This is a genomic window from Lelliottia jeotgali (assembly GCF_977070485.1).
The window spans coordinates 73416-92875 of record NZ_CDRVFO010000022.1 but is presented as its reverse complement, the minus strand read 5'-3'; the positions used below and the strand labels follow the sequence as shown (position 1 = coordinate 92875).

At 63.1% G+C, this 19460-nt stretch carries 17 protein-coding genes and 1 tRNA gene; 1 reads left to right on the top strand and 17 read right to left on the bottom strand.

Annotated features, from left to right (window positions below):
* From ACW4TB_RS24640 to leuC, 17 genes are all read right to left on the bottom strand, one after another.
* Nucleotides 1–76 (bottom strand) — tRNA-Val (locus tag ACW4TB_RS24640).
* A gap of 226 nt (nt 77–302) precedes the next feature.
* Nucleotides 303–1076 (bottom strand): SDR family oxidoreductase, encoded by a 774-nt coding sequence (locus ACW4TB_RS24635; protein ID WP_012313471.1) that lies wholly within the window; start codon nt 1074–1076, stop codon nt 303–305.
* Nucleotides 1073–2284 (bottom strand): O-succinylhomoserine sulfhydrylase, encoded by a 1212-nt coding sequence (locus ACW4TB_RS24630; RefSeq protein WP_254467380.1) that lies wholly within the window; start codon nt 2282–2284, stop codon nt 1073–1075. The genes ACW4TB_RS24635 and ACW4TB_RS24630 overlap by 4 nt, the downstream gene beginning before the upstream one ends.
* A 16-nt stretch (nt 2285–2300) precedes the next feature.
* On the bottom strand, nt 2301–3806 hold the full coding sequence (purF, locus tag ACW4TB_RS24625; protein ID WP_012313469.1) for an amidophosphoribosyltransferase: 1506 nt from the start codon (nt 3804–3806) through the stop codon (nt 2301–2303).
* Between the two features lie 42 nt (nt 3807–3848).
* Entirely contained in the window at nt 3849–4406 is a 558-nt protein-coding gene (locus tag ACW4TB_RS24620) for a CvpA family protein (RefSeq protein WP_012313468.1), read from the bottom strand.
* 117 nt (nt 4407–4523) lie between these two features.
* On the bottom strand, nt 4524–5168 hold the full coding sequence (locus tag ACW4TB_RS24615; RefSeq protein ID WP_455843098.1) for an SPOR domain-containing protein: 645 nt from the start codon (nt 5166–5168) through the stop codon (nt 4524–4526).
* A gap of 25 nt (nt 5169–5193) precedes the next feature.
* Nucleotides 5194–6480: a bifunctional tetrahydrofolate synthase/dihydrofolate synthase gene (gene folC / locus ACW4TB_RS24610; protein ID WP_279930393.1), complete on the bottom strand. Its 1287-nt coding sequence runs from the start codon at nt 6478–6480 to the stop codon at nt 5194–5196.
* Nucleotides 6480–7373, bottom strand: coding sequence for an acetyl-CoA carboxylase, carboxyltransferase subunit beta (gene accD, locus ACW4TB_RS24605; RefSeq protein WP_012313465.1), 894 nt, complete (start codon nt 7371–7373; stop codon nt 6480–6482). Before accD ends, folC begins: the two co-directional genes overlap by 1 nt.
* Nucleotides 7374–7596: 223 nt before the next feature.
* The gene (locus tag ACW4TB_RS24600) at nt 7597–8217 is read right to left on the bottom strand and encodes a phosphoribosylanthranilate isomerase (protein WP_012313464.1); all 621 of its coding nucleotides are present in this window, start codon (nt 8215–8217) and stop codon (nt 7597–7599) included.
* Nucleotides 8218–8277: 60 nt separating this feature from the next.
* Nucleotides 8278–9123: a tRNA pseudouridine(38-40) synthase TruA gene (truA, locus tag ACW4TB_RS24595; RefSeq protein ID WP_455843100.1), complete on the bottom strand. Its 846-nt coding sequence runs from the start codon at nt 9121–9123 to the stop codon at nt 8278–8280.
* A 107-nt stretch (nt 9124–9230) separates the two neighbouring features.
* Complete coding sequence (locus tag ACW4TB_RS24590) at nt 9231–11915, bottom strand: FimV/HubP family polar landmark protein (protein WP_279930389.1); 2685 nt, start codon at nt 11913–11915, stop codon at nt 9231–9233.
* Between the two features lie 70 nt (nt 11916–11985).
* Complete coding sequence (locus ACW4TB_RS24585; protein WP_279930387.1) at nt 11986–12990, bottom strand: aspartate-semialdehyde dehydrogenase; 1005 nt, start codon at nt 12988–12990, stop codon at nt 11986–11988.
* A gap of 146 nt (nt 12991–13136) precedes the next feature.
* Entirely contained in the window at nt 13137–14249 is a 1113-nt protein-coding gene (asd, locus tag ACW4TB_RS24580; protein WP_012313460.1) for an aspartate-semialdehyde dehydrogenase, read from the bottom strand.
* 63 nt (nt 14250–14312) lie between these two features.
* Nucleotides 14313–15395, bottom strand: coding sequence for a 3-isopropylmalate dehydrogenase (gene leuB, locus ACW4TB_RS24575; RefSeq protein ID WP_012313459.1), 1083 nt, complete (start codon nt 15393–15395; stop codon nt 14313–14315).
* Nucleotides 15396–15449: 54 nt separating this feature from the next.
* On the bottom strand, nt 15450–16214 hold the full coding sequence (locus tag ACW4TB_RS24570) for a class I SAM-dependent methyltransferase (protein ID WP_279930383.1): 765 nt from the start codon (nt 16212–16214) through the stop codon (nt 15450–15452).
* Nucleotides 16215–16363: 149 nt separating this feature from the next.
* The gene (gene leuD, locus ACW4TB_RS24565; protein WP_012313457.1) at nt 16364–17008 is read right to left on the bottom strand and encodes a 3-isopropylmalate dehydratase small subunit; all 645 of its coding nucleotides are present in this window, start codon (nt 17006–17008) and stop codon (nt 16364–16366) included.
* The gene (gene leuC / locus ACW4TB_RS24560; RefSeq protein WP_012313456.1) at nt 17005–18438 is read right to left on the bottom strand and encodes a 3-isopropylmalate dehydratase large subunit; all 1434 of its coding nucleotides are present in this window, start codon (nt 18436–18438) and stop codon (nt 17005–17007) included. The genes leuD and leuC overlap by 4 nt, the downstream gene beginning before the upstream one ends.
* 130 nt (nt 18439–18568) lie before the next feature.
* On the opposite strand from leuC, the gene ACW4TB_RS24555 reads away from it, so the two are divergent.
* Nucleotides 18569–19447 carry a LysR family transcriptional regulator gene (locus ACW4TB_RS24555; protein WP_279930380.1) on the top strand — a complete coding sequence of 293 codons (879 nt, stop codon included), beginning with the start codon at nt 18569–18571 and terminating at the stop codon, nt 19445–19447.
* Nucleotides 19448–19460 lie beyond the last annotated feature (13 nt).

Below are 19460 nucleotides of genomic sequence, written 5' to 3'. Positions count from 1 at the left end.
TGGTGGGTGATGACGGGATCGAACCGCCGACCCTCTGCTTGTAAGGCAGATGCTCTCCCGGCTGAGCTAATCACCCTCGCGATGTTGCTTGTTGCGTTTGCTTCGCTGAGGCCGCGAAATTTACGCAGGTGCCGATGCTAAGTCAATAGCCCCGTTGAATTTTTTTTGAAAAGGGTGGGAGCACAGCTGCAAGCTTCAGGCTGCAAGCCGCAAGAAAAAGCCAGGTGGCGCTGGCCCGATTTCCAAGCCCCAAAATGACGAAGGGACCTCACGGCCCCCTCTTGTAGCTTGTAGCTTGCAGCTCAGGTGTAGATCATCTTGCGCGTCATGCCGCCATCGACCACGAACTCTTGGCCAGTGACGAATGCCGCCTGGCGCGACAACAGCCAGGCAACCATTGCTGCCACGTCTTCCACCGTCCCTACCCTGCCCGTCGGATGCTGGGCATGATCGGCATCGCTCAACGGCTCGGCACGGCGTTGCGCAGGGTCACGCGTATCGATCCAGCCCGGGCTCACGGCGTTGACGCGGATCTCCGGGCCCAGGCTCATGGCCAGGGCATGGGTCAACGCCACCAGGCCGCCCTTGCTTGCGGCGTAGGCCTCGGTATCTGGCTCGGACTGCCGGGCACGGGTCGAGGCCAGATTGACGATCGCACCATTGTGCGCTCGCAAGTAAGGCGCGCAGTGCTTGGCCAACAGCATCGGGCCGCTGAGGTTGACCGCCAGCACACGGTTCCATTGCGCCAGGCTCAGGCTCTCCAGGGTCTGGTTATGCGGGTTGGCGATGGCCGCGTTGCACACCAGCGCGTCCAGCCGCCCGAACTGCCCCAACACCTCGGAAACCCCGGCACTGACCTGAGCTTCGTCGGCTACGTCCATGCTGATGAACCAGGCGTTTTCACCCAGGGCCTTGGCAACCTTGGCGCCGCGAGGGCGGTCCAGGTCGCTCAGCACCACCTGCCATCCTTCGCAGATCAACCAGGCAGCAATTCCCAGGCCGATGCCGCGTGCGGCACCGGTTACCAGGGCTACCCGGCCGTTATGGCCCGGCCCGCCGCCCTTCCAGTCGATCACAGCGCTGCCAGCCCACGCGCAAGGTCGGCCTGCAGGTCGGCCACATCTTCCAGGCCGACGGCAACGCGGATCAGGCTGTCGCGAATACCTGCAGCCTCACGCTCCTGCGGCGTCAGGCGGCCGTGAGAGGTGGTGGCCGGGTGCGCGATAGTGGTCTTGCTGTCACCCAGGTTGGTGGTGATCGAGATCACCCGCGTAGCATCGATGAAGCGCCAGGCGCCCTCCTTGCCACCCTTGACCTCGAAACTCACCACCGCACCAAAGCCGCTCATCTGGCGCTTGGCCAGTTCGTGCTGTGGATGGCTTGGCAAGCCGGCGTAATGCACCTTCTCGATACCCTCCTGCTGCTCCAGCCACTCGGCCAGTTGCTGAGCGCTCTGGCAGTGTGCACGCATGCGCAGCTTGAGCGTTTCCAGGCCTTTGGTGAAGATCCAGGCGTTGAACGGGCTCAGGGTCGGGCCGGCAGTGCGCAAAAAGCCCACCACTTCTTTCATCTGCTCGCTGCGCCCGGCCACAACGCCGCCCATGCAACGGCCCTGGCCGTCGATGAACTTGGTAGCGGAATGGAACACGATGTCAGCGCCAAGCTTGAGCGGCTGCTGCAGTGCAGGTGTGCTGAAGCAGTTGTCCACCACCAGCATGGCACCACGGGCATGGGCAATTTCTGCCAGCGCGGCAATGTCCACCAGTTCGGCCAGCGGGTTGGAAGGCGACTCGAGGATCAGCAGCTTGGTATTGGCCTTGATGGCCTCGTCCCAACCCGCCAGATCGACCAGCGGCACATAGTCCACCTGCACGCCGAAACGCTTGAAGTACTTCTCGAACAGGCTGATCGTCGAGCCGAACACGCTCTGCGACACCAGCACATGGTCGCCGGCGCTGCACAACGACATCACCACGGCCAGAATCGCCGCCATGCCGGTAGAGGTGGCCACGGCCTGCTCTGCACCTTCCATTGCCGCCAGGCGCTCCTCGAAGGCACGCACGGTCGGGTTGGTGTAGCGCGAGTAGACGTTGCCCGGGGTTTCACCGGCAAAGCGAGCAGCCGCATCGGCAGCCGTGCGGAAGACATAGCTGGAGGTAAGGAACAGCGCTTCGCTGTGCTCCGCCTCCGGTGTACGGTTCTGACCGGCACGCACCGCCAGGGTGTCGAAGCCGACACCCTCGAGGTCACTGTCCAGTCGCCCGGCATCCCATTGATCCGTCATGCCGTCGCTCTCCAAATCAGTTGTTGTAGAGGTCGATGATCGCGCTGACCGCCTGGTTTTTCACCTTGGCCAGGTCATTGCGAGCCTGCTCGATGCGGTCGAGGTAGGCCTCGTCGATGTCGCCGGTGACGTATTCACCGTTGAACACCGCGCAATCGAAGTGCTCGATCTTGATCTTGCCGCCACCGACCGATTCGATCAGGTCCGGCAGGTCCTGATAGACCAGCCAGTCGGCGCCGATCAACTCGGCCACCTGATCGGTGGTGCGGTTGTGGGCGATCAGCTCGTGAGCGCTCGGCATGTCGATGCCGTAGACGTTGGGGTAACGCACTGCAGGGGCCGCGGAACAGAAGTAGACGTTTTTCGCGCCGGCTTCGCGGGCCATCTGGATGATCTGCTTGCAGGTGGTGCCGCGTACGATCGAGTCGTCGACCAGCATCACGTTCTTGCCGCGGAACTCCAGCTCGATGGCGTTGAGCTTCTGGCGCACCGATTTCTTCCGTGCAGCCTGGCCGGGCATGATGAAGGTACGGCCAATGTAGCGGTTCTTCACGAAACCTTCGCGGAACTTGACGCCCAGGTGGTTGGCCAGCTCCAGGGCGGCGGTGCGGCTGGTGTCAGGGATCGGGATGACCACATCGATGTCGTGGTCAGGGCGCTCGCGCTGGATCTTTTCGGCCAGCTTCTCGCCCATGCGCAGGCGCGCCTTGTATACCGAAACGCCATCCATGATCGAGTCCGGACGGGCCAGGTAGACATGCTCGAAAATGCACGGTTGCAGTTTCGGGCTTTCAGCGCACTGCTTGGTGTACAGCTGGCCTTCTTCGGTGATGTACACCGCTTCGCCCGGCGCCAGGTCGCGGATCAGGGTGAAGCCGAGCACGTCCAGGGCAACGCTTTCCGAGGCGATCATGTACTCAACGCCTTCGTCGGTATGACGCTGGCCGAACACCACCGGGCGAATGCCGTTAGGGTCACGGAAGCCGACAATGCCGTAGCCGGTAACCATTGCCACCACCGCGTAACCGCCGACGCAGCGGCTGTGCACGTGGGAAACGGCGGCGAACACGTCTTCTTCGGTCGGCTGCAGCTTGCCACGCACCGCCAGCTCATGGGCGAACACGTTCAGCAGCACTTCCGAGTCGGAGTTGGTGTTGACGTGGCGCAGGTCGGACTCATAGATCTCCTTGGCCAACTGCTCGACGTTGGTCAGGTTGCCGTTGTGCGCCAGGGTGATGCCATACGGCGAGTTGACGTAGAACGGCTGGGCTTCGGCCGAGGTCGAGCTGCCCGCAGTCGGGTAACGGACGTGGCCGATACCCATATGGCCTACCAGGCGCTGCATGTGGCGCTGCTGGAAGACATCGCGCACCAGGCCATTATCCTTGCGCAGGAACAACCGGCCGTCGTGGCTGGTCACGATACCTGCAGCGTCCTGGCCGCGGTGCTGGAGGACCGTAAGCGCGTCATACAGCGCCTGATTGACGTTCGACTTACCGACGATACCGACGATGCCACACATGCGACGCAACCCCTACTTTGATGAAACTTGAGTGAATAGCGCTCAAGGCTTTGCAGGCCCGAGCAACTGTTCCTTGAACGGGAGATCAGCCGGAGTGCTGATCACCCCACTGGACATCCACTGGCTGGTGAAACCCAGAATCAGGTTCTTGGACCAGTCAGCGACCAATAGAAATTGTGGTATCAGGCGAGATTCCTGCCACCAGGTATCCTGTTGCACCGGCCCCAGGCTGAGCAGACCGATGGCGACCACCACCAGCAAGGCTCCGCGCGCCGCGCCAAAGGCCATGCCGAGAAAACGATCGGTACCGGACAGCCCGGTCACGCGGATCAGCTCACCGACCAGGAAATTGACCATCGCGCCCACCAGTAGGGTGGCGACGAAAAGAATGGCGCAGCCAGCAATGATGCGCATCGATGGGGTCTGGATGTAGCTTTCAAGATACACCGAGAGCGACCCACCGAACATCCAGGCGACGGCACCGGCAATGATCCAGATGAGCAGGGACAAGGCTTCCTTGACGAAGCCGCGCTTGAGACTGATCAGTGTGGAAACGGCGATGATCGCGATGATCGCCCAATCAACCCAGGTAAATGCCACGGTGCTGCCTGCAGACGTTTGAGGCGGCGCATTTTACCAGAGCAAAGGGCCGGGAGTAAGCGGAATGTCAGGCCGATTGGCTAGCCCGCAGATGGGCTGCAGGGCAGCCCCCTGGAATCAACCGCGTTCTGGCTGGAAACGGATCACAAAGCCCTTCAGCTTCTGCTGCCGATTGATTGCATCACGCAGGCGCTCAGCCTCGGCACGCTCGATCAGCGGCCCCACATATACCCGATTCATGCCACCGGCCGAACGGATGTAGGCATTGTAACCCTGGCTGCGCAGGGTTTTCTGCAGGCTCTCGGCCCCGGCGCGATTGGACAGGCTAGCCAGCTGGATCGACCAGCTCACCGGCAAGCCGTTGACGTCGATTTTCGACGGCGCGGTAGCGGTTGCTGCCGGCGCAGGTGTAGTGGCCGGTTGCACTTGGGCCTTGGACGCCGAAGCAGGCGCCGACGCTTGCGGCTTAGGCTGGATCTGAGCCTGGGTTTGCGGCGACGGCGTGATCGGCTGGCTCGGCGTGGCCACCGGGGCCGAGGATTCGTTGACCACTACGGGCGCCTGCTGCGCCTCTTGCGGCAGCGGTTGCGGCTCGGGCACGGCAACCGGCTCTACCTTGACTTCAGGCAAGCTCGGCATCGCTGGAGCCTGCGGGGCCTCTACGCGCACCTGACGCATTTCGTCCTCGCGGGTGAACAGCATCGGCAGAAAAATAACCGCCAGCGCCACCAGCACCAACGCACCCACCATGCGCTGTTTCATCCCTTTATCCAGCACTGCCATCTACTCACCCCTCCAGGGCCTGCTGCCCCAGCCATTCCAGGGCCTCGGCAACACAGAAAAACGAACCGAACAGCAGGATCTGGTCATCCGCCGTCGCCTGAGCGCATTGCCCATCAAGAGCGGCGCCGACGCTGGCATAAGACTTCACCGACGCGCCGAGGTTCGTCAAGGCGCCGACAAGCTCGGCGGCCGGACGGCTGCGCGGTGACTGCAAAGGCGCCACCGCCCAGTCATCGACCAGGCTCTGCAACGGCGCCAGAACGCCTGGCAGATCTTTGTCCGCCAGCAGGCCGAAGACTGCCAGGCGCCTGCCCTTGAGCGGTTGCATTGACAGACGATGCGCCAGATATTCTGCTGCATGAGGGTTATGCCCCACATCCAGCAACAGCTCCACGCGCTTACCTTGCCAACTGAGCGTGCGACGGTCCAGCCGCCCGGTGATACGGGTATCGAGCAGTGCCTGACGGATTTGCCCGGCATCCCAAGGGAGCCCCATCAGCAGGTAAGCCTGCAGGGCCAGGGCGGCGTTTTCCATCGGCAGGTCGAGCAGCGGCAGGTCTGACAGCTCCACTCCTGAGCCGTCTGCCGCAGTACCACGCCAGCACCAGGTGGTATCGGCGCTGGCAAGATCGAAGTCACGACCCCGCAGGAACAACGGCGCAGCCAGTTCACGCGCCTTGTCCAACAGTGGCCGAGGAGGATCCAGGTCACCGCACAGTGCCGGTTTGCCCGGGCGGAAGATGCCAGCCTTCTCGAAGGCCACCAACTCGCGGGTATCGCCCAGGTAATCGATATGGTCGACGCCGATACTGGTCACCAGGGCCAGGTCGGCATCGACGACGTTCACCGTATCCAGACGACCACCCAGGCCCACTTCAAGCACCACGGCATCCAGCCCGGACTGGTAGAACAGCCAGAATGCCGCCAGGGTGCCCATCTCGAAATAGGTCAGGGAAATCTCGCCTCGCGCCGCCTCGACGGCAGCAAAGGCTTCGCAAAGGTGCTCATCACTGGCCTCCTGGCCATCGATCAGCACCCGTTCGTTGTAACGCAACAGGTGTGGCGAGCTGTACACGCCAACCTTGAGCCCCTGGGCACGCAGCATCGACGCCACGAAGGCACAGGTCGAGCCTTTGCCGTTGGTGCCGGTGACGGTCACCACACGAGGCGCCAGCTTGCCCAGGGCCAATCGTGCAAGCACCTTTTGCGAACGCTCCAGCCCCATGTCGATGGCCGAGGGGTGCAACTGCTCGAGGTAGGCGAGCCATTCGCCCAGGGTTCTGTCTTTCATCAGGCGACCGCAGCGGCCTCGCGTGCCTGCTCGGGAGTTTCCTGGCCGGTCATCTGCGCCAGCAGACGAGCCAGGCGTGGGCGCAGCTCGCCACGCGAGATGATCAGGTCGATGGCGCCGTGCTCCAGCAGGAACTCGCTGCGCTGGAAGCCTTCAGGCAGCTTCTCGCGCACGGTCTGCTCGATCACGCGCGGGCCGGCAAAGCCGATCAGCGCCTTTGGCTCACCGACAATGACATCGCCGAGCATCGCCAGACTGGCGGAAACACCGCCGTAGACCGGATCGGTCAATACGGAGATGAACGGAATGCCTTCTTCGCGCAGGCGGGCCAGCACGGCCGAGGTCTTGGCCATCTGCATCAGCGAGATCAGTGCTTCCTGCATGCGCGCACCACCGGAGGCCGAGAAGCAGATCATCGGGCAGCGGTTTTCCAGGGCATGATTGGCGGCGCGGACAAAACGCTCACCGACGACGGCACCCATCGAGCCACCCATGAAGGAAAACTCGAAGGCACTGACCACGATCGGCATGCCCATCAGGGTACCGCTCATGGAGATCAGGGCGTCCTTCTCGCCGGTCTGCTTCTGGGCACCGACCAGGCGGTCCTTGTACTTCTTGCCATCGCGGAATTTCAGACGGTCGACCGGCTCCAGCTCAGCGCCCAGCTCGGCACGGCCTTCAGCATCGAGGAAGATGTCGATACGCTGACGTGCGCCAATGCGCATGTGGTGGTTGCACTTGGGGCAGACATCCAGGGTCTTTTCCAGCTCCGGACGATACAGCACGGCCTCACAGGCTGGGCACTTGTGCCACAGGCCTTCTGGCACCGAGCTCTTCTTCACCTCGGAACGCATGATCGAAGGGATCAGTTTGTCGACTAACCAGTTGCTCATGCTTTATTTCTCCAGTATTGGCGGGCGGGGACCAGTCTGGCCGGCCATGCCCTGCCCTTTGAGCTCAAATTCTTCTGTCAAACGATGACGGACCGGCCACAGGGGCTGCCTGCGTACCGCACCGTCTTCAACGTATTCTTTGGCCAACCGGCATGCCGGCAGCCGCCCCGCAGGGCTGCGATAGCTATGGACGATGGCGCGCAGCCAGCCGTCACATCTGGCATCACGCCTGTTTCACCGCACGCATGAACGCTTCGATCTTCGCCGCGTCCTTGATGCCCTTGGCCTGCTCCACACCACCACTGACATCCACCGCATACGGCCGCACCTGGGCGATGGCCTGGCCGACGTTGCCGGCCGACAAGCCTCCGGCGAGAATGATCGGCTTGCTCAGCCGTGAAGGCACCAGCGACCAGTCGAACGCCTCGCCAGTACCACCGGGTACGCCGGCAACATAGGTGTCGAGCAGGATGCCACGCGCACCGGCATAGTGCCGGCAGGCAGCCTCCAGATCGTCACCCGGGCGCACTCGCAGCGCCTTGATCCACGGGCGGTGATACCCTTCGCAGTCAGCCGGGGTTTCGTCGCCGTGGAACTGTAGCAGGTCCAGCGGCACAGCCTCGAGGATCTCGTTGAGTTCGCAGCGCGAGGCGTTGACGAACAGGCCGACCGTGGTCACGAAGGGTGGCAGCTCGGCCATGATTGCCCGCGCCTGGCGCACGTCGACGGCGCGCGGGCTTTTGGCATAGAAAACGAAGCCGATGGCATCGGCCCCCGCCTCGGCGGCGGCAAGCGCGTCTTCTATGCGGGTAATCCCGCAGATCTTGCTGCGAACATTGCTCATGGACTGCAAACCCTGAGAAAACACTGAAAGGCCCGATGGTAGCAAAAGCGTTTTCGCCCGTCAGTCGGCCAACGCCTCGTAGCCGGTCAGAAAGTGTGGGCCAATGTAACGCTGTGGCAGCTGGAATTCCTCCGGGTACTCCACCTGAACCAGGTACAGGCCGTACGGATGGGCCGTCACACCGCCTTCGCGCCGGTTGCGCCCTTCCAGCACTTCACGGGCCCAGCCCGCAGGGCGCTCACCCGCACCAATGGTCATCAGCACACCGGCAATATTGCGCACCATATGGTGCAGGAAAGCGGTGGCTCGCACATCCAGCACGATCATCTGCCCGTGACGGGTGACCCGCAGGTGATGGATATGCTTGATCGGCGACTTGGCCTGGCACTGGCTGGCGCGAAAGGCACTGAAATCGTGGGTACCCAGCAGGAACTGCGCAGCATCGGCCATGCGCTCTACATCAAGCGGCCGGTGATTCCACGTCACTTCCTCGGCCAGGTGTGCCGGGCGGATCGGGTCGTTGTAGATGACATAACGGTAGCGCCGGGCGGTGGCCTTGAAGCGTGCATGGAAATCCGCAGGCATCGGCCGCGACCAGACCACACTGATGTCATGGGGCAGGTTGAAGTTGGTGCCCAGGGTCCAGGCGCGTTCGTCGCGATTGGCGCGGGTATCGAAATGCACGATCTGCCCACAACCATGCACACCGGCGTCGGTACGCCCGGCGCAGACCACCGTGATGGGCTCGTTGGCCACTTTCGACAGGGCTTGCTCCAGCGCCTGCTGGACACTGGGCACACCGCTGGCCTGGCGTTGCCAGCCGCGGTAGCGCGAACCCTTGTATTCCACGCCCAGGGCAATGCGGGTGAAGCCTTCGGCGGCCGATTCGGTGGCAGCGGTGTCGATGATGTCCAAGAGCGTGAAACCTGTGGGGCAATACGAAGTGCCGGGGATTATAACGACAACGGCAGCCTTGTTGGGCTGCCGTTGGTTTTACGCTGCAGGTGAGGCCCTCAGACCAGCCGGGACAGCATGTCTTCGGCTTCCTGACGCTGAGTGTCGTCGCCATCCTTGACTACTTCATCGAGGATGTCACGCGCCCCCTGATGGTCACCCATGTCGATGTAGGCACGTGCCAGATCGAGCTTGGTGGCCACTTCGTCGCTGCCGGAGAAGAAATCGAAGTCCAGATCGTCCAGGGGTTCCGGCTCTTGGGCAGCGTCTGCAGCAGTGAAGTGCGACTCCAGCGACGGCGACTCGAGGTTCTGCGACAGCTTGTCCAGTTCAGCGTTGACGTCACTGAGCTCCGAAGCAAAGCTCTTGGCGGCCGGTGACTGGTCATCCAGCGACAGCGACAAATCGAAGTCTTCTGGCAGCTCCAGCTCGGAAATCGGGTCGAACTCAGGGATGGAATCGAAAGCTGCCAGTTCGGCAGCAACGTCGACCGGCTCTTCCTCGACCGGTTCGGCAACGCTCGGCTCACCCATGTCCAGGTCGAAGTCCGCCAGATCATCGACGCTCTGCGGCTCGGCCTGAGCCTGCGCCAGCAAGGCTTCGAAATCGGCATCGGCGTCTGCTTCCTGCACAGCAGGATCAGCGGCGGCGAGCGGCTCATCATTTACCTGCAGATCCGTCAATGCGGCTTCATCGAGCATCGGCGGTTCAAGGTCGCTCAGGGGCAGATCGTCACTCAGGTCAAGGTCGAATGCACTGTCCAGACCATTGTCATCAAGGGCAGGCGCTTGAGCAACCGCCTCGATTTGCGACTCAGGTTCAGGTTCAGACTCAGCAACAGCTTCAGGCTCAGGCTCAGGCTCGGCATCGACCTCTGCCGGCGCCTGCGGCTGATCCTGCAACAGATCCTGGACGTACTGCTCATCCAGCTCGGCAGCCAGCGCCGCAGCCCCCAGCCCTGCCGCGGCAATGCCAAGCATGGCCGGGTAGTGCTCCTTGAGCTGACTGACCTGCGCGATATTCTCTTCGCTGCCCGGCAGCTTGCGCTCCTGCTCTACGAATGCGCTGTGGTCACCCTGGCGCGCGTAAACCTCCATCAGCTTCAACCGCAGGCCATCCTGCTCCGGTTGCGCAGCGACGGCCGTCTCCAATAGGTCCGCCGCGTGATTGAGACGGCCGCGGGCCAAGCTCTGCTCGACCTCTGCCAGCAGCTCGGCATTCGGGTCCTGTGCCGGTAATGGCACGCCAACGGGGGCCGGGGCAACGGGTTTTTCCGCCGCAACGGCTGCAGCAGCCGAAGCCGCTACCACCGCCGGCGACAGGGTTACGCCAGGCGCCGATACTTCCAGCTCATCGAAGCTGCTCGCAGGCAGGTCGAGGTCGGGGTTACGCTCGCCTTCCTCAGCCAGTGCCCGCGCCATGCGCAGGTGCTTTTCGGCCTCCTGCTGGGCTTTGCGTCGGCGCGCCAGCAGCAACAGCAGCAACAACAGCACGAGGAATGCGGAACCTGCGATCAGGCCCAGCACCAACGGATTCCCCAGCATCTCATCCAGCGCGCCCGCCTGTTGGCCGACAGGAGCATCCTCGCCAGCCGGGGCAGAGCCAGGCGCGGTGTCGACGGCAGCCGGCGCCGGTGCCACGACGGGATCGGCGGGCGTTACCTGGGCGTTGTCAGCAGGCTGCGCCGGGGCCGATTCACCAGGCAAGGTGGCGGCAGGAGCGGGCTCCCCGGCGGCACCCTGTGCCTCCAGGCGTGCCAGTTGGTCGTTCTTTAGCTGAATCAGGCGCTGCAGCTTGTCCAACTGGCTCTGCAGGTCACTCATCCGGCTCTTGAGTTCTTCATTGTCACGACGGCTGGTGTCCAGGCTCTCCTGGGCCACGGCCAGCTTGTCGTTGAGCGCCTTGGCATCGCCAGCGCCAGGCTGGTTGCCTGGGCTGACCAGGCGCAGGTTATCGCCTTGGGCTATACGCTCGGGCGCCGCGTCGGCGGCGCCGCGACGGGTGGCGTCCAGCTGCCGGGCGCGGGGGCCTAGGCGCCGGCCCTCACGCCAGGCGGCGTACTGTTCGGCCACTTCGCGATTGGCCTCGACCTGCGGGATGCTCTGGACCTGCTGCTGATCGGGCAGGCGCAACACCTGGCCAACCTTCAACTGGTTGATATTGTTGCCGATAAAGGCATCCGGGTTCAGCGCCTGAATGGCGATCATTGTCTGCTGCACCGAGCCACCACTTTGGGTATTGCGCGCAGCAATCTGCCATAGGGTATCGCGGCGTTTGGTGGTGTAGCTGCCGGCGCTGCTGGTTGCCGGGGTGACATTGGCCGCGGCAGGCTGCTCGCCCTGAGCCTTGGCCTGGTCGAGCAGTACACTGTAGTCACGCAGCAGGCGGCCTTGGGGCCACATCACCTGGACCAGAAACTTGACCACCGAGCCCGGCAGCGGCTGGCTGGAGGTTACCCGCAGCACGCTCTTGCCATTGGGGTTGATCACCGGGGTAAAGGTCAGGTCCTCGAGGTAGCCCGGATACTCCACCCCGGCCTTGCTGAACTCTTCCGGCGGCGCCAGGCTTGGCGCCACTTCGGCAGCGGTGAGGTCGCGCACATCGAGCAATTCGATCTCGGCGTCCAGCGGCTGGTTCTGCGCCGATTTGAGCGTCAGTTCACCCAACCCCAGGGCATTCGCCATGCCAGATGACAGCGCCGACGCTGCCGCTATGGCCAGAACCAGTTTGCGAATTCGAAGCATGACCTCATCCCTTGTATGAATCGTCCCGAAACCGCAAGCGGTGCGGGACAAAAGTGCTCGCCAGTATCTTTTACGCTATGTGTTTAATCAACAATTGCGCCACCTGCACGGCGTTTAGCGCAGCGCCCTTGCGCAGGTTGTCGGTGGTCAGCCACAGGTTGAGCTGCTGGTCTTCGTCAACACCATGGCGTACACGACCAACATAGACCACGTCTTGCCCTACTGCGTCCCCTACCGGGGTCGGATAATCATCCCGCTCGACCAACTCGACACTGTCGGCACCCTCCAGCGCGGCATTGACCGCAACAAGATCCACCGGATTACGGCTCTGTACCGCCACACTGAAGCTATCGCCAAAAAACACCGGGACTTGAACGCAGGTCACGGAAATCTTCAGTTCCGGCTGGCCCAACAGCACCGGCAGCTCATCAACCAGGCGGCGCTCGAGCGCGGTGTGGCCCTGCTCGTCTGCCGCACCGACCTGGGCCAGCAGGTTGAACGCCACCTGGCGATCGAAGAAACGCGGCTCCAGCGGGCGGGCGTTGAGCAGCTCGGCGGTCTGCCGGGCCAGTTCGTTAACAGCCTCCCGGCCCTGGGCAGACACCGCGAGCGCGGCCATGACCTGCACGCGCTCGATCTCCACCAGCCCCTTCAGTGGCGCCAGCGCGACGGCCAAGGCCACGGCTGCGGCACTGGGGCTGGCGATGCACGCCGGCAGCGCCAGGCCGGCGATGCGCTCGGCATTGGCTTCAGGCACGACCGCCAGGGCGTCATCCAGGCCGCCAGACAGGTCAATGACCGTGCAGCCGGCCTCACGGGCCTTGCTGGCAAAGCTACGACTGACGGCCGGGCTGGCGGCGAAGAAGGCCAGTTTGACCTGGGTGAAATCGAAACTGTCGACTTCACGCACTTTGACCTTCTTGCCGGCGAACATCACGCTGCTGCCCGCCGACTCCATGCTGGCCAGCAGGTGCAGCGTGCCGACCGGGAAGTGCAGTTCTTCGAGAATCTGTACCAAGGTTTCACCGACACTACCGGTGGCGCCGACGACGGCGATGTCCAGGGGTTGGGTCATGGAGAGGATCCTTTTTGCTGTAACGGCGGGGGCGGCACTTTACTCGGATTGTACCGTTTTGTCTGTGCTGGCCCTACTGGGGCCGGGGCAGGCACAAAAAAACCCGCGCTGTCACCAGCGCGGGTTTTCTGTTCGACGCAGAACGCTCAACGCTCCAGCAGAATCCGCAGCATGCGGCGCAGCGGCTCGGCAGCACCCCACAGCAGCTGATCGCCGACGGTGAACGCGCCCAGATACTGCGAGCCCATGTTCAGCTTGCGCAAACGGCCCACCGGAATGTTCAGGGTACCGGTGACGTTGGTCGGGGTCAGTTCCTGCATGCTGATCTCGCGCTGGTTCGGCACCAGCTTCACCCACGGGTTGTGCTGGCTGATCATGCCTTCGATATCGGCCAGTGGCACGTCCTTGTTCAGCTTGATGGTCAGCGCCTGGCTGTGGCAGCGCATGGCACCGATGCGCACGCAGATGCCATCGACCGGGATCGGGCTCTTGAAGCGGCCGAGGATCTTGTTGGTTTCGGCCTGGGCCTTCCACTCTTCACGGCTCTGGCCGTTCGGCAGCTCCTTGTCGATCCATGGGATCAGGCTGCCAGCCAAGGGCACACCGAAGTTCTCAGCCGGGTAGGCTTCGCTGCGCATGGTCTCGGCCACCTTGCGGTCAATGTCGAGGATGGCGCTGGCCGGATTGGCCAGGTCATCGGCCACTGCCGCGTGGGTAGCACCCATCTGCTTGATCAGCTCGCGCATGTTCTGCGCACCGGCACCCGACGCCGCCTGGTAGGTCATGGCGCTCATCCACTCGACCAGGCCCGCTTCGAACAGGCCGCCAAGGCCCATCAGCATCAGGCTGACGGTGCAGTTGCCGCCGATGTAGTTCTTGGTACCGGCATCGAGCTGCTGGTCGATCACCTTGCGGTTGACCGGGTCGAGCACGATCACTGCATCGTCCTGCATGCGCAGCGACGAGGCAGCATCGATCCAGTAACCCTGCCAGCCGGCTTCACGCAGTTTGGGGAAGACCTCGTTGGTGTAGTCGCCGCCCTGACAGGTCAGGATCACGTCGAGGGTCTTGAGTTCTTCAATCGAATAAGCGTCCTTGAGCGGAGCAATATCCTTGCCCACGTTCGGACCTTGGCCACCGACATTGGAGGTGGTGAAGAACACCGGCTCGATCAGGTCGAAGTCCTGCTCCTCCAGCATCCGCTGCATGAGCACGGAACCGACCATACCGCGCCAACCGATCAGACCTACACGTTTCATCGCAACTACACCTTTGCTAAAAGTGGGCCGCCACCGAACAAAAACGGTGGCGGGCCGGAGAGATTACAGATTCTGCAGCGCGGCGACTACTGCGTCGCCCATTTCCTGCGTACCTACCTTGCTGCAACCGGCCGACCAGATGTCACCGGTACGAAGGCCCTGGTCCAGGACCTGGCTCACCGCCTGCTCGATGGCCTCGGCTGCGGCCTGCTGGTTGAAGCTGTAACGCAGCATCATCGACACCGACAGGATGGTCGCCAGCGGGTTGGCAATGCCCTGGCCGGCGATGTCCGGCGCCGAACCGTGGCACGGCTCGTACATGCCCTTGTTGTTGGCATCGAGCGACGCCGAAGGCAGCATGCCGATGGAGCCGGTCAGCATGGAAGCCTCATCCGACAGGATGTCACCGAACATGTTGTCGGTCACCATCACGTCGAACTGCTTGGGCGCGCGCACCAGTTGCATCGCGGCGTTGTCGACATACATGTGGCTCAGCTCGACATCCGGGTAGTCCTTGGCCACGTCCTCGACCACCTCACGCCACAGCTGGCTGGAGGCCAAGACGTTGGCCTTGTCCACCGAGCACAGCTTCTTGCCACGCACACGGGCCATGTCGAAGCCGACGCGGGCGATACGGCGCACTTCGCTCTCGCTATACGGGAGGGTGTCGTAGGCCTGACGCTCGCCGCCTTCGAGTTCACGCTGGCCGCGCGGGGCACCGAAGTAGATACCGCCGGTCAGCTCACGGACGATGAGGATGTCCAGGCCCGAGACGATTTCCGGCTTGAGCGACGAGGCATCGGCCAGTTGCGGGTAGAGGATGGCCGGGCGCAGGTTGGCGAACAGGCCCAGCTGCGAGCGGATTTTCAGCAGGCCGCGCTCAGGGCGGATGTCACGCTCGATCTTGTCCCACTTCGGCCCGCCCACAGCGCCCAACAGGACGGCATCGGCCTGGCGCGCGCGTTCCAGGGTCTCGTCGGCCAGCGGCACGCCGTGCTTGTCGATGGCAGCACCGCCGATCACGTCGTGCTCGAGGCTGAAGCCGAGCTGGAACTTGTCGTTGGCCAGCTCCAGCACCTTGACCGCCTCGGCCATGATTTCCGGACCAATGCCATCACCTGGGAGAATCAGAATCTGCTTGCTCATGCTTTCCTCTATCCATTCAAGCGGTGCGGCCAGCCCGGCCGCACCGTAAAAAACTCAGCGCTCTGCCCACAACACGATCACGTCGGTGCTGAACGAGCCGTCTGCTTCAATCTGGTAATACTGCCGCACTTCCTCGCCCATCGCTTGCTGCAACTGGCGAATGGCCACGCGCAGCGGCTCGGGCGTGCGCATGCGTTCGACCCACGAGTTCCATTCCAGGCGCAGGCGTTGGCGGGTGTGGCTGCGGGCATGCAGGCCAGCTTCGCTGACTTGGCGCTGCCACTCGGCGGCAGAATAATCGCGTACGTGGCTGGTGTCGCGCAGCACTTCAACCGTTTGCAAATAGGTATCGAGCAACGGACTGCCCGGCGACATCACGTCAATCAGGGCTGCCACCCCGCCCGGCTTCAACACCCGCCGTACTTCGCGCAACGCCACACCCAGGTCGCTCCAGTGGTGCGCCGAATAGCGGCTGAAGACGTAGTCGAACGAGGCATCGGCGAACGGCAGGCGTTCAGCGGCACCACACTCGGTGGTGATATTGCCCAGGCCGCGCTCGGCGGCGGCGCTGGCAACCACGTCAAGCATCGACTGCGACAGGTCGTAGGCGACCACCTCTGCCACCAGAGGCGCTACGTGGAAGCTGACATGACCGGCACCACAGCCCAGGTCCAGCACGCGAGCCGCACCCTGCCCCGCCAGCTCGGCTTGCAGCAGGGCGAATTCACTGCCCTGGGCGTGCACGGCGCTGCTGAGGTAGGCACTGGCCTGTTCGCCGAACTGGCGTTGGACCACATCGGTGTGGGTGGTGCTGGTCATGGGCGCATTCCTTTTGATTTTGGGTTGTCTCTACGGCCGCTATCGCCGGCAAGCCGGCTCCCACACCGCCCCCACAGGCCCAGAAACCTGTGCAGTTGCTGTGGGTCCCGGCTTGCCGGCGATGAGGCCAGCAAACCCGATTACATCATTCAGGCATCACGGAACAGCCAGGGCTGTGCAGCGCGGTGCTTGCCTTCGAACGCCTTAATCGCTTCGCCGTCCTGCAAGGTCAGGCCGATATCGTCCAGGCCGTTGAGCAGGCAGTGCTTGCGGAACGCATCGATCTCAAAGTGCAGCACCTTGCCGTCCGGACGGGTCACAGCCTGCGCCTGCAGGTCGATGGTCAACTGGTAGCCAGGGTTGGCTTCGACCTGCTTGAACAGTTCTTCCACTTCCTCATCGCTCAGGATGATCGGCAGCAGGCCGTTCTTGAAGCTGTTGTTGAAGAAGATGTCAGCGAAGCTCGGCGCGATCACGCTGCGGAAGCCGTATTCGTCCAGCGCCCAAGGGGCGTGCTCACGGCTCGAACCGCAACCGAAGTTCTCCCGCGCCAGCAGCACGCTGGCACCCTGGTAGCGTTCGTGGTTGAGCACGAACTCCTGGTTCAGCGGGCGCTTGCTGTTGTCCTGGTAAGGCTGGCCCACGTCCAGGTAACGCCACTCGTCGAACAGGTTGGGGCCAAAGCCGGTACGCTTGATCGACTTGAGGAACTGCTTGGGAATGATCTGATCGGTGTCGACGTTGGCACGGTCCAACGGCGCGACGAGACCGGTGTGCTGGGTAAAGGCTTTCATGCTGCGCTCCCTTGGATCAACTCGCGAACATCGATGAAGTGGCCAGTCACCGCCGCAGCGGCAGCCATGGCCGGGCTGACCAGGTGGGTACGGCCACCAGCGCCCTGGCGCCCCTCGAAGTTGCGGTTGGACGTGGACGCGCAATGCTCGCCGCTTTCCAGGCGGTCCGGGTTCATCGCCAGGCACATCGAGCAGCCTGGCTCACGCCATTCGAAACCGGCCTCGAGGAAGATCTTGTCCAGGCCTTCACGCTCGGCCTGGGCCTTTACCAGGCCCGAACCCGGCACGACGATGGCCTGCTTGACGGTGGCAGCCACCTTGCGACCTTTGGCGATTTCAGCTGCGGCGCGCAGGTCTTCGATCCGCGAGTTGGTGCAGGAGCCTATGAACACACGGTCCAGATGGATATCGGTAATCGCCTGGTTGGCGCGCAGGCCCATGTACTTGAGGGCGCGCTCGATCGAGCCGCGCTTGACCAGATCGGCCTCGGCGGCTGGGTCCGGCACACGCTGGTCGACGGCCAGGACCATCTCGGGCGACGTGCCCCAGCTGACCTGCGGCTTGATCTGCGCTGCATCGAGCTCGACCACGGTGTCGAACACCGCATCGTCATCGGATACCAGGTCTTTCCACGCCTCGACTGCACGCTCCCACTGCTCGCCTTTGGGCGCATAAGGGCGGCCTTCGACGTAAGCAATGGTGGTGGCATCGGTGGCAACCAGACCGACCCGCGCACCGGCCTCGATCGACATGTTGCAGATGGTCATGCGGCCTTCCATGGACAGCTCGCGGATGGCGCTACCAGCAAATTCCATGGCGTGGCCGTTGCCACCGGCGGTACCGATCTTGCCGATCACGGCAAGCACGATGTCTTTGGCCGTCACGCCGGCGGGCAATGTCCCCTCGACGCGCACCAGCATGTTCTTCATCTTTTTGGCGACCAGGCACTGGGTGGCGAGCACGTGCTCGACCTCGGAGGTGCCGATGCCATGTGCCAAGGCACCGAAGGCGCCGTGGGTGGAAGTGTGGGAGTCACCGCACACCACGGTCATGCCGGGCAAGGTGGCGCCCTGCTCGGGGCTGATGACGTGAACGATGCCCTGGCGCACGTCATTCATCTTGAATTCGACGATGCCGTATTCGTCACAGTTCTCATCGAGAGTCTGCACCTGCAGGCGTGACACCTGGTCGACGATGGCCTCGATCCCGCCCTTGCGTTCCGGGGTGGTCGGCACGTTGTGGTCCGGGGTAGCGATGTTGGCATCGATGCGCCACGGCTTGCGGTTGGCCAGGCGCAGGCCTTCAAAGGCCTGGGGCGAGGTCACTTCGTGAATGATATGGCGGTCGATGTAGATCAAGGACGAGCCGTCATCACGGCGCTTGACCTCATGGGCTTCCCAGAGTTTGTCGTAGAGCGTTTTGCCAGCCATCAGACTGTTCCTCATCAGCGTCTTTCTATGCCAAAGACCCCTTGGCTTGTACGGACGATGCTATGGCGATAGATTGAATAACTCAAATTCATAATTTTCATGCTTTGCATAACCATCAGGAATTCGAACAATGGACCTGGCCAACCTCAGCGCCTTCATTGCCATTGCCGAGACCGGCAGCTTCTCCGGGGCCGGCGAACGCCTGCACCTGACCCAGCCGGCCATCAGCAAGCGCATTGCCGGGCTGGAGCAACAGCTGGACGTGCGCCTGTTCGATCGTTTGGGCCGCGAGGTGACCTTGACCGAAGCCGGCCGCGCCCTGCTGCCGCGCGCCTATCAGATCCTCAACGTCCTCGATGATACCCGACGTGCGCTGACCAACCTGACCGGGCAGGTGAGTGGTCGCCTGACCCTCGCCACCAGCCATCACATTGGCCTGCACCGCTTGCCCCCGCTGCTGCGGGCATTCACCCGCCAGCACCCGGCCGCTGCGCTGGATATCCAGTTCCTCGATTCAGAAGCGGCCTATGACGAGGTTCTGCACGGGCGCGCCGAGATAGCGGTCATCACCCTGGCGCCAGAGCCCCATCACCTGATCAAGGCCATCCCCGTCTGGGACGACGCACTGGATTTCGTCGCCGCCCCCGAGCACCCGCTGGCCAGCAATACCCAGGTCAGCCTGGCTGACGTTGCCCGCCATCCGGCGGTATTCCCCGGTGGCAATACCTTCACCCACCACATCGTCCAGCGCCTGTTCGAAAGCCAGGGCCTGGCCCCGAACATCGCCATGAGCACCAACTACCTGGAAACCATCAAGATGATGGTCTCGATCGGCCTGGCCTGGAGCGTGCTCCCGCGCACCATGCTCGACGATCAGGTTGCACCCATCGCTTTACCCGGCATACAGCTGTCACGCCAGCTAGGCTACATATTGCATACCGAGCGAACGCTATCGAACGCCGCAAGGGCCTTCATGGCCCTGCTCGACAGTCACGCAGGGGCCGCCTGACCGGTCGTCAGGC

Excerpts from the sequence above, each read along its gene's own strand:
- ACW4TB_RS24630 (WP_254467380.1), bottom strand. The coding sequence starts at position 2,284 with ATGACGGATCAATGGGATGCCGGGCGACTGGACAGTGACCTCGAGGGT.
- purF (WP_012313469.1), bottom strand. The coding sequence starts at position 3,806 with ATGTGTGGCATCGTCGGTATCGTCGGTAAGTCGAACGTCAATCAGGCG.
- ACW4TB_RS24615 (WP_455843098.1), bottom strand. The coding sequence starts at position 5,168 with ATGAAACAGCGCATGGTGGGTGCGTTGGTGCTGGTGGCGCTGGCGGTT.
- folC (WP_279930393.1), bottom strand. The coding sequence starts at position 6,480 with ATGAAAGACAGAACCCTGGGCGAATGGCTCGCCTACCTCGAGCAGTTG.
- accD (WP_012313465.1), bottom strand. The coding sequence starts at position 7,373 with ATGAGCAACTGGTTAGTCGACAAACTGATCCCTTCGATCATGCGTTCC.
- ACW4TB_RS24600 (WP_012313464.1), bottom strand. The coding sequence starts at position 8,217 with ATGAGCAATGTTCGCAGCAAGATCTGCGGGATTACCCGCATAGAAGAC.
- ACW4TB_RS24590 (WP_279930389.1), bottom strand. The coding sequence starts at position 11,915 with ATGCTTCGAATTCGCAAACTGGTTCTGGCCATAGCGGCAGCGTCGGCG.
- ACW4TB_RS24585 (WP_279930387.1), bottom strand. The coding sequence starts at position 12,990 with ATGACCCAACCCCTGGACATCGCCGTCGTCGGCGCCACCGGTAGTGTC.
- asd (WP_012313460.1), bottom strand. The coding sequence starts at position 14,249 with ATGAAACGTGTAGGTCTGATCGGTTGGCGCGGTATGGTCGGTTCCGTG.
- leuB (WP_012313459.1), bottom strand. The coding sequence starts at position 15,395 with ATGAGCAAGCAGATTCTGATTCTCCCAGGTGATGGCATTGGTCCGGAA.
- ACW4TB_RS24570 (WP_279930383.1), bottom strand. The coding sequence starts at position 16,214 with ATGACCAGCACCACCCACACCGATGTGGTCCAACGCCAGTTCGGCGAA.
- leuD (WP_012313457.1), bottom strand. The coding sequence starts at position 17,008 with ATGAAAGCCTTTACCCAGCACACCGGTCTCGTCGCGCCGTTGGACCGT.
- leuC (WP_012313456.1), bottom strand. The coding sequence starts at position 18,438 with ATGGCTGGCAAAACGCTCTACGACAAACTCTGGGAAGCCCATGAGGTC.
- ACW4TB_RS24555 (WP_279930380.1), top strand. The coding sequence starts at position 18,569 with ATGGACCTGGCCAACCTCAGCGCCTTCATTGCCATTGCCGAGACCGGC.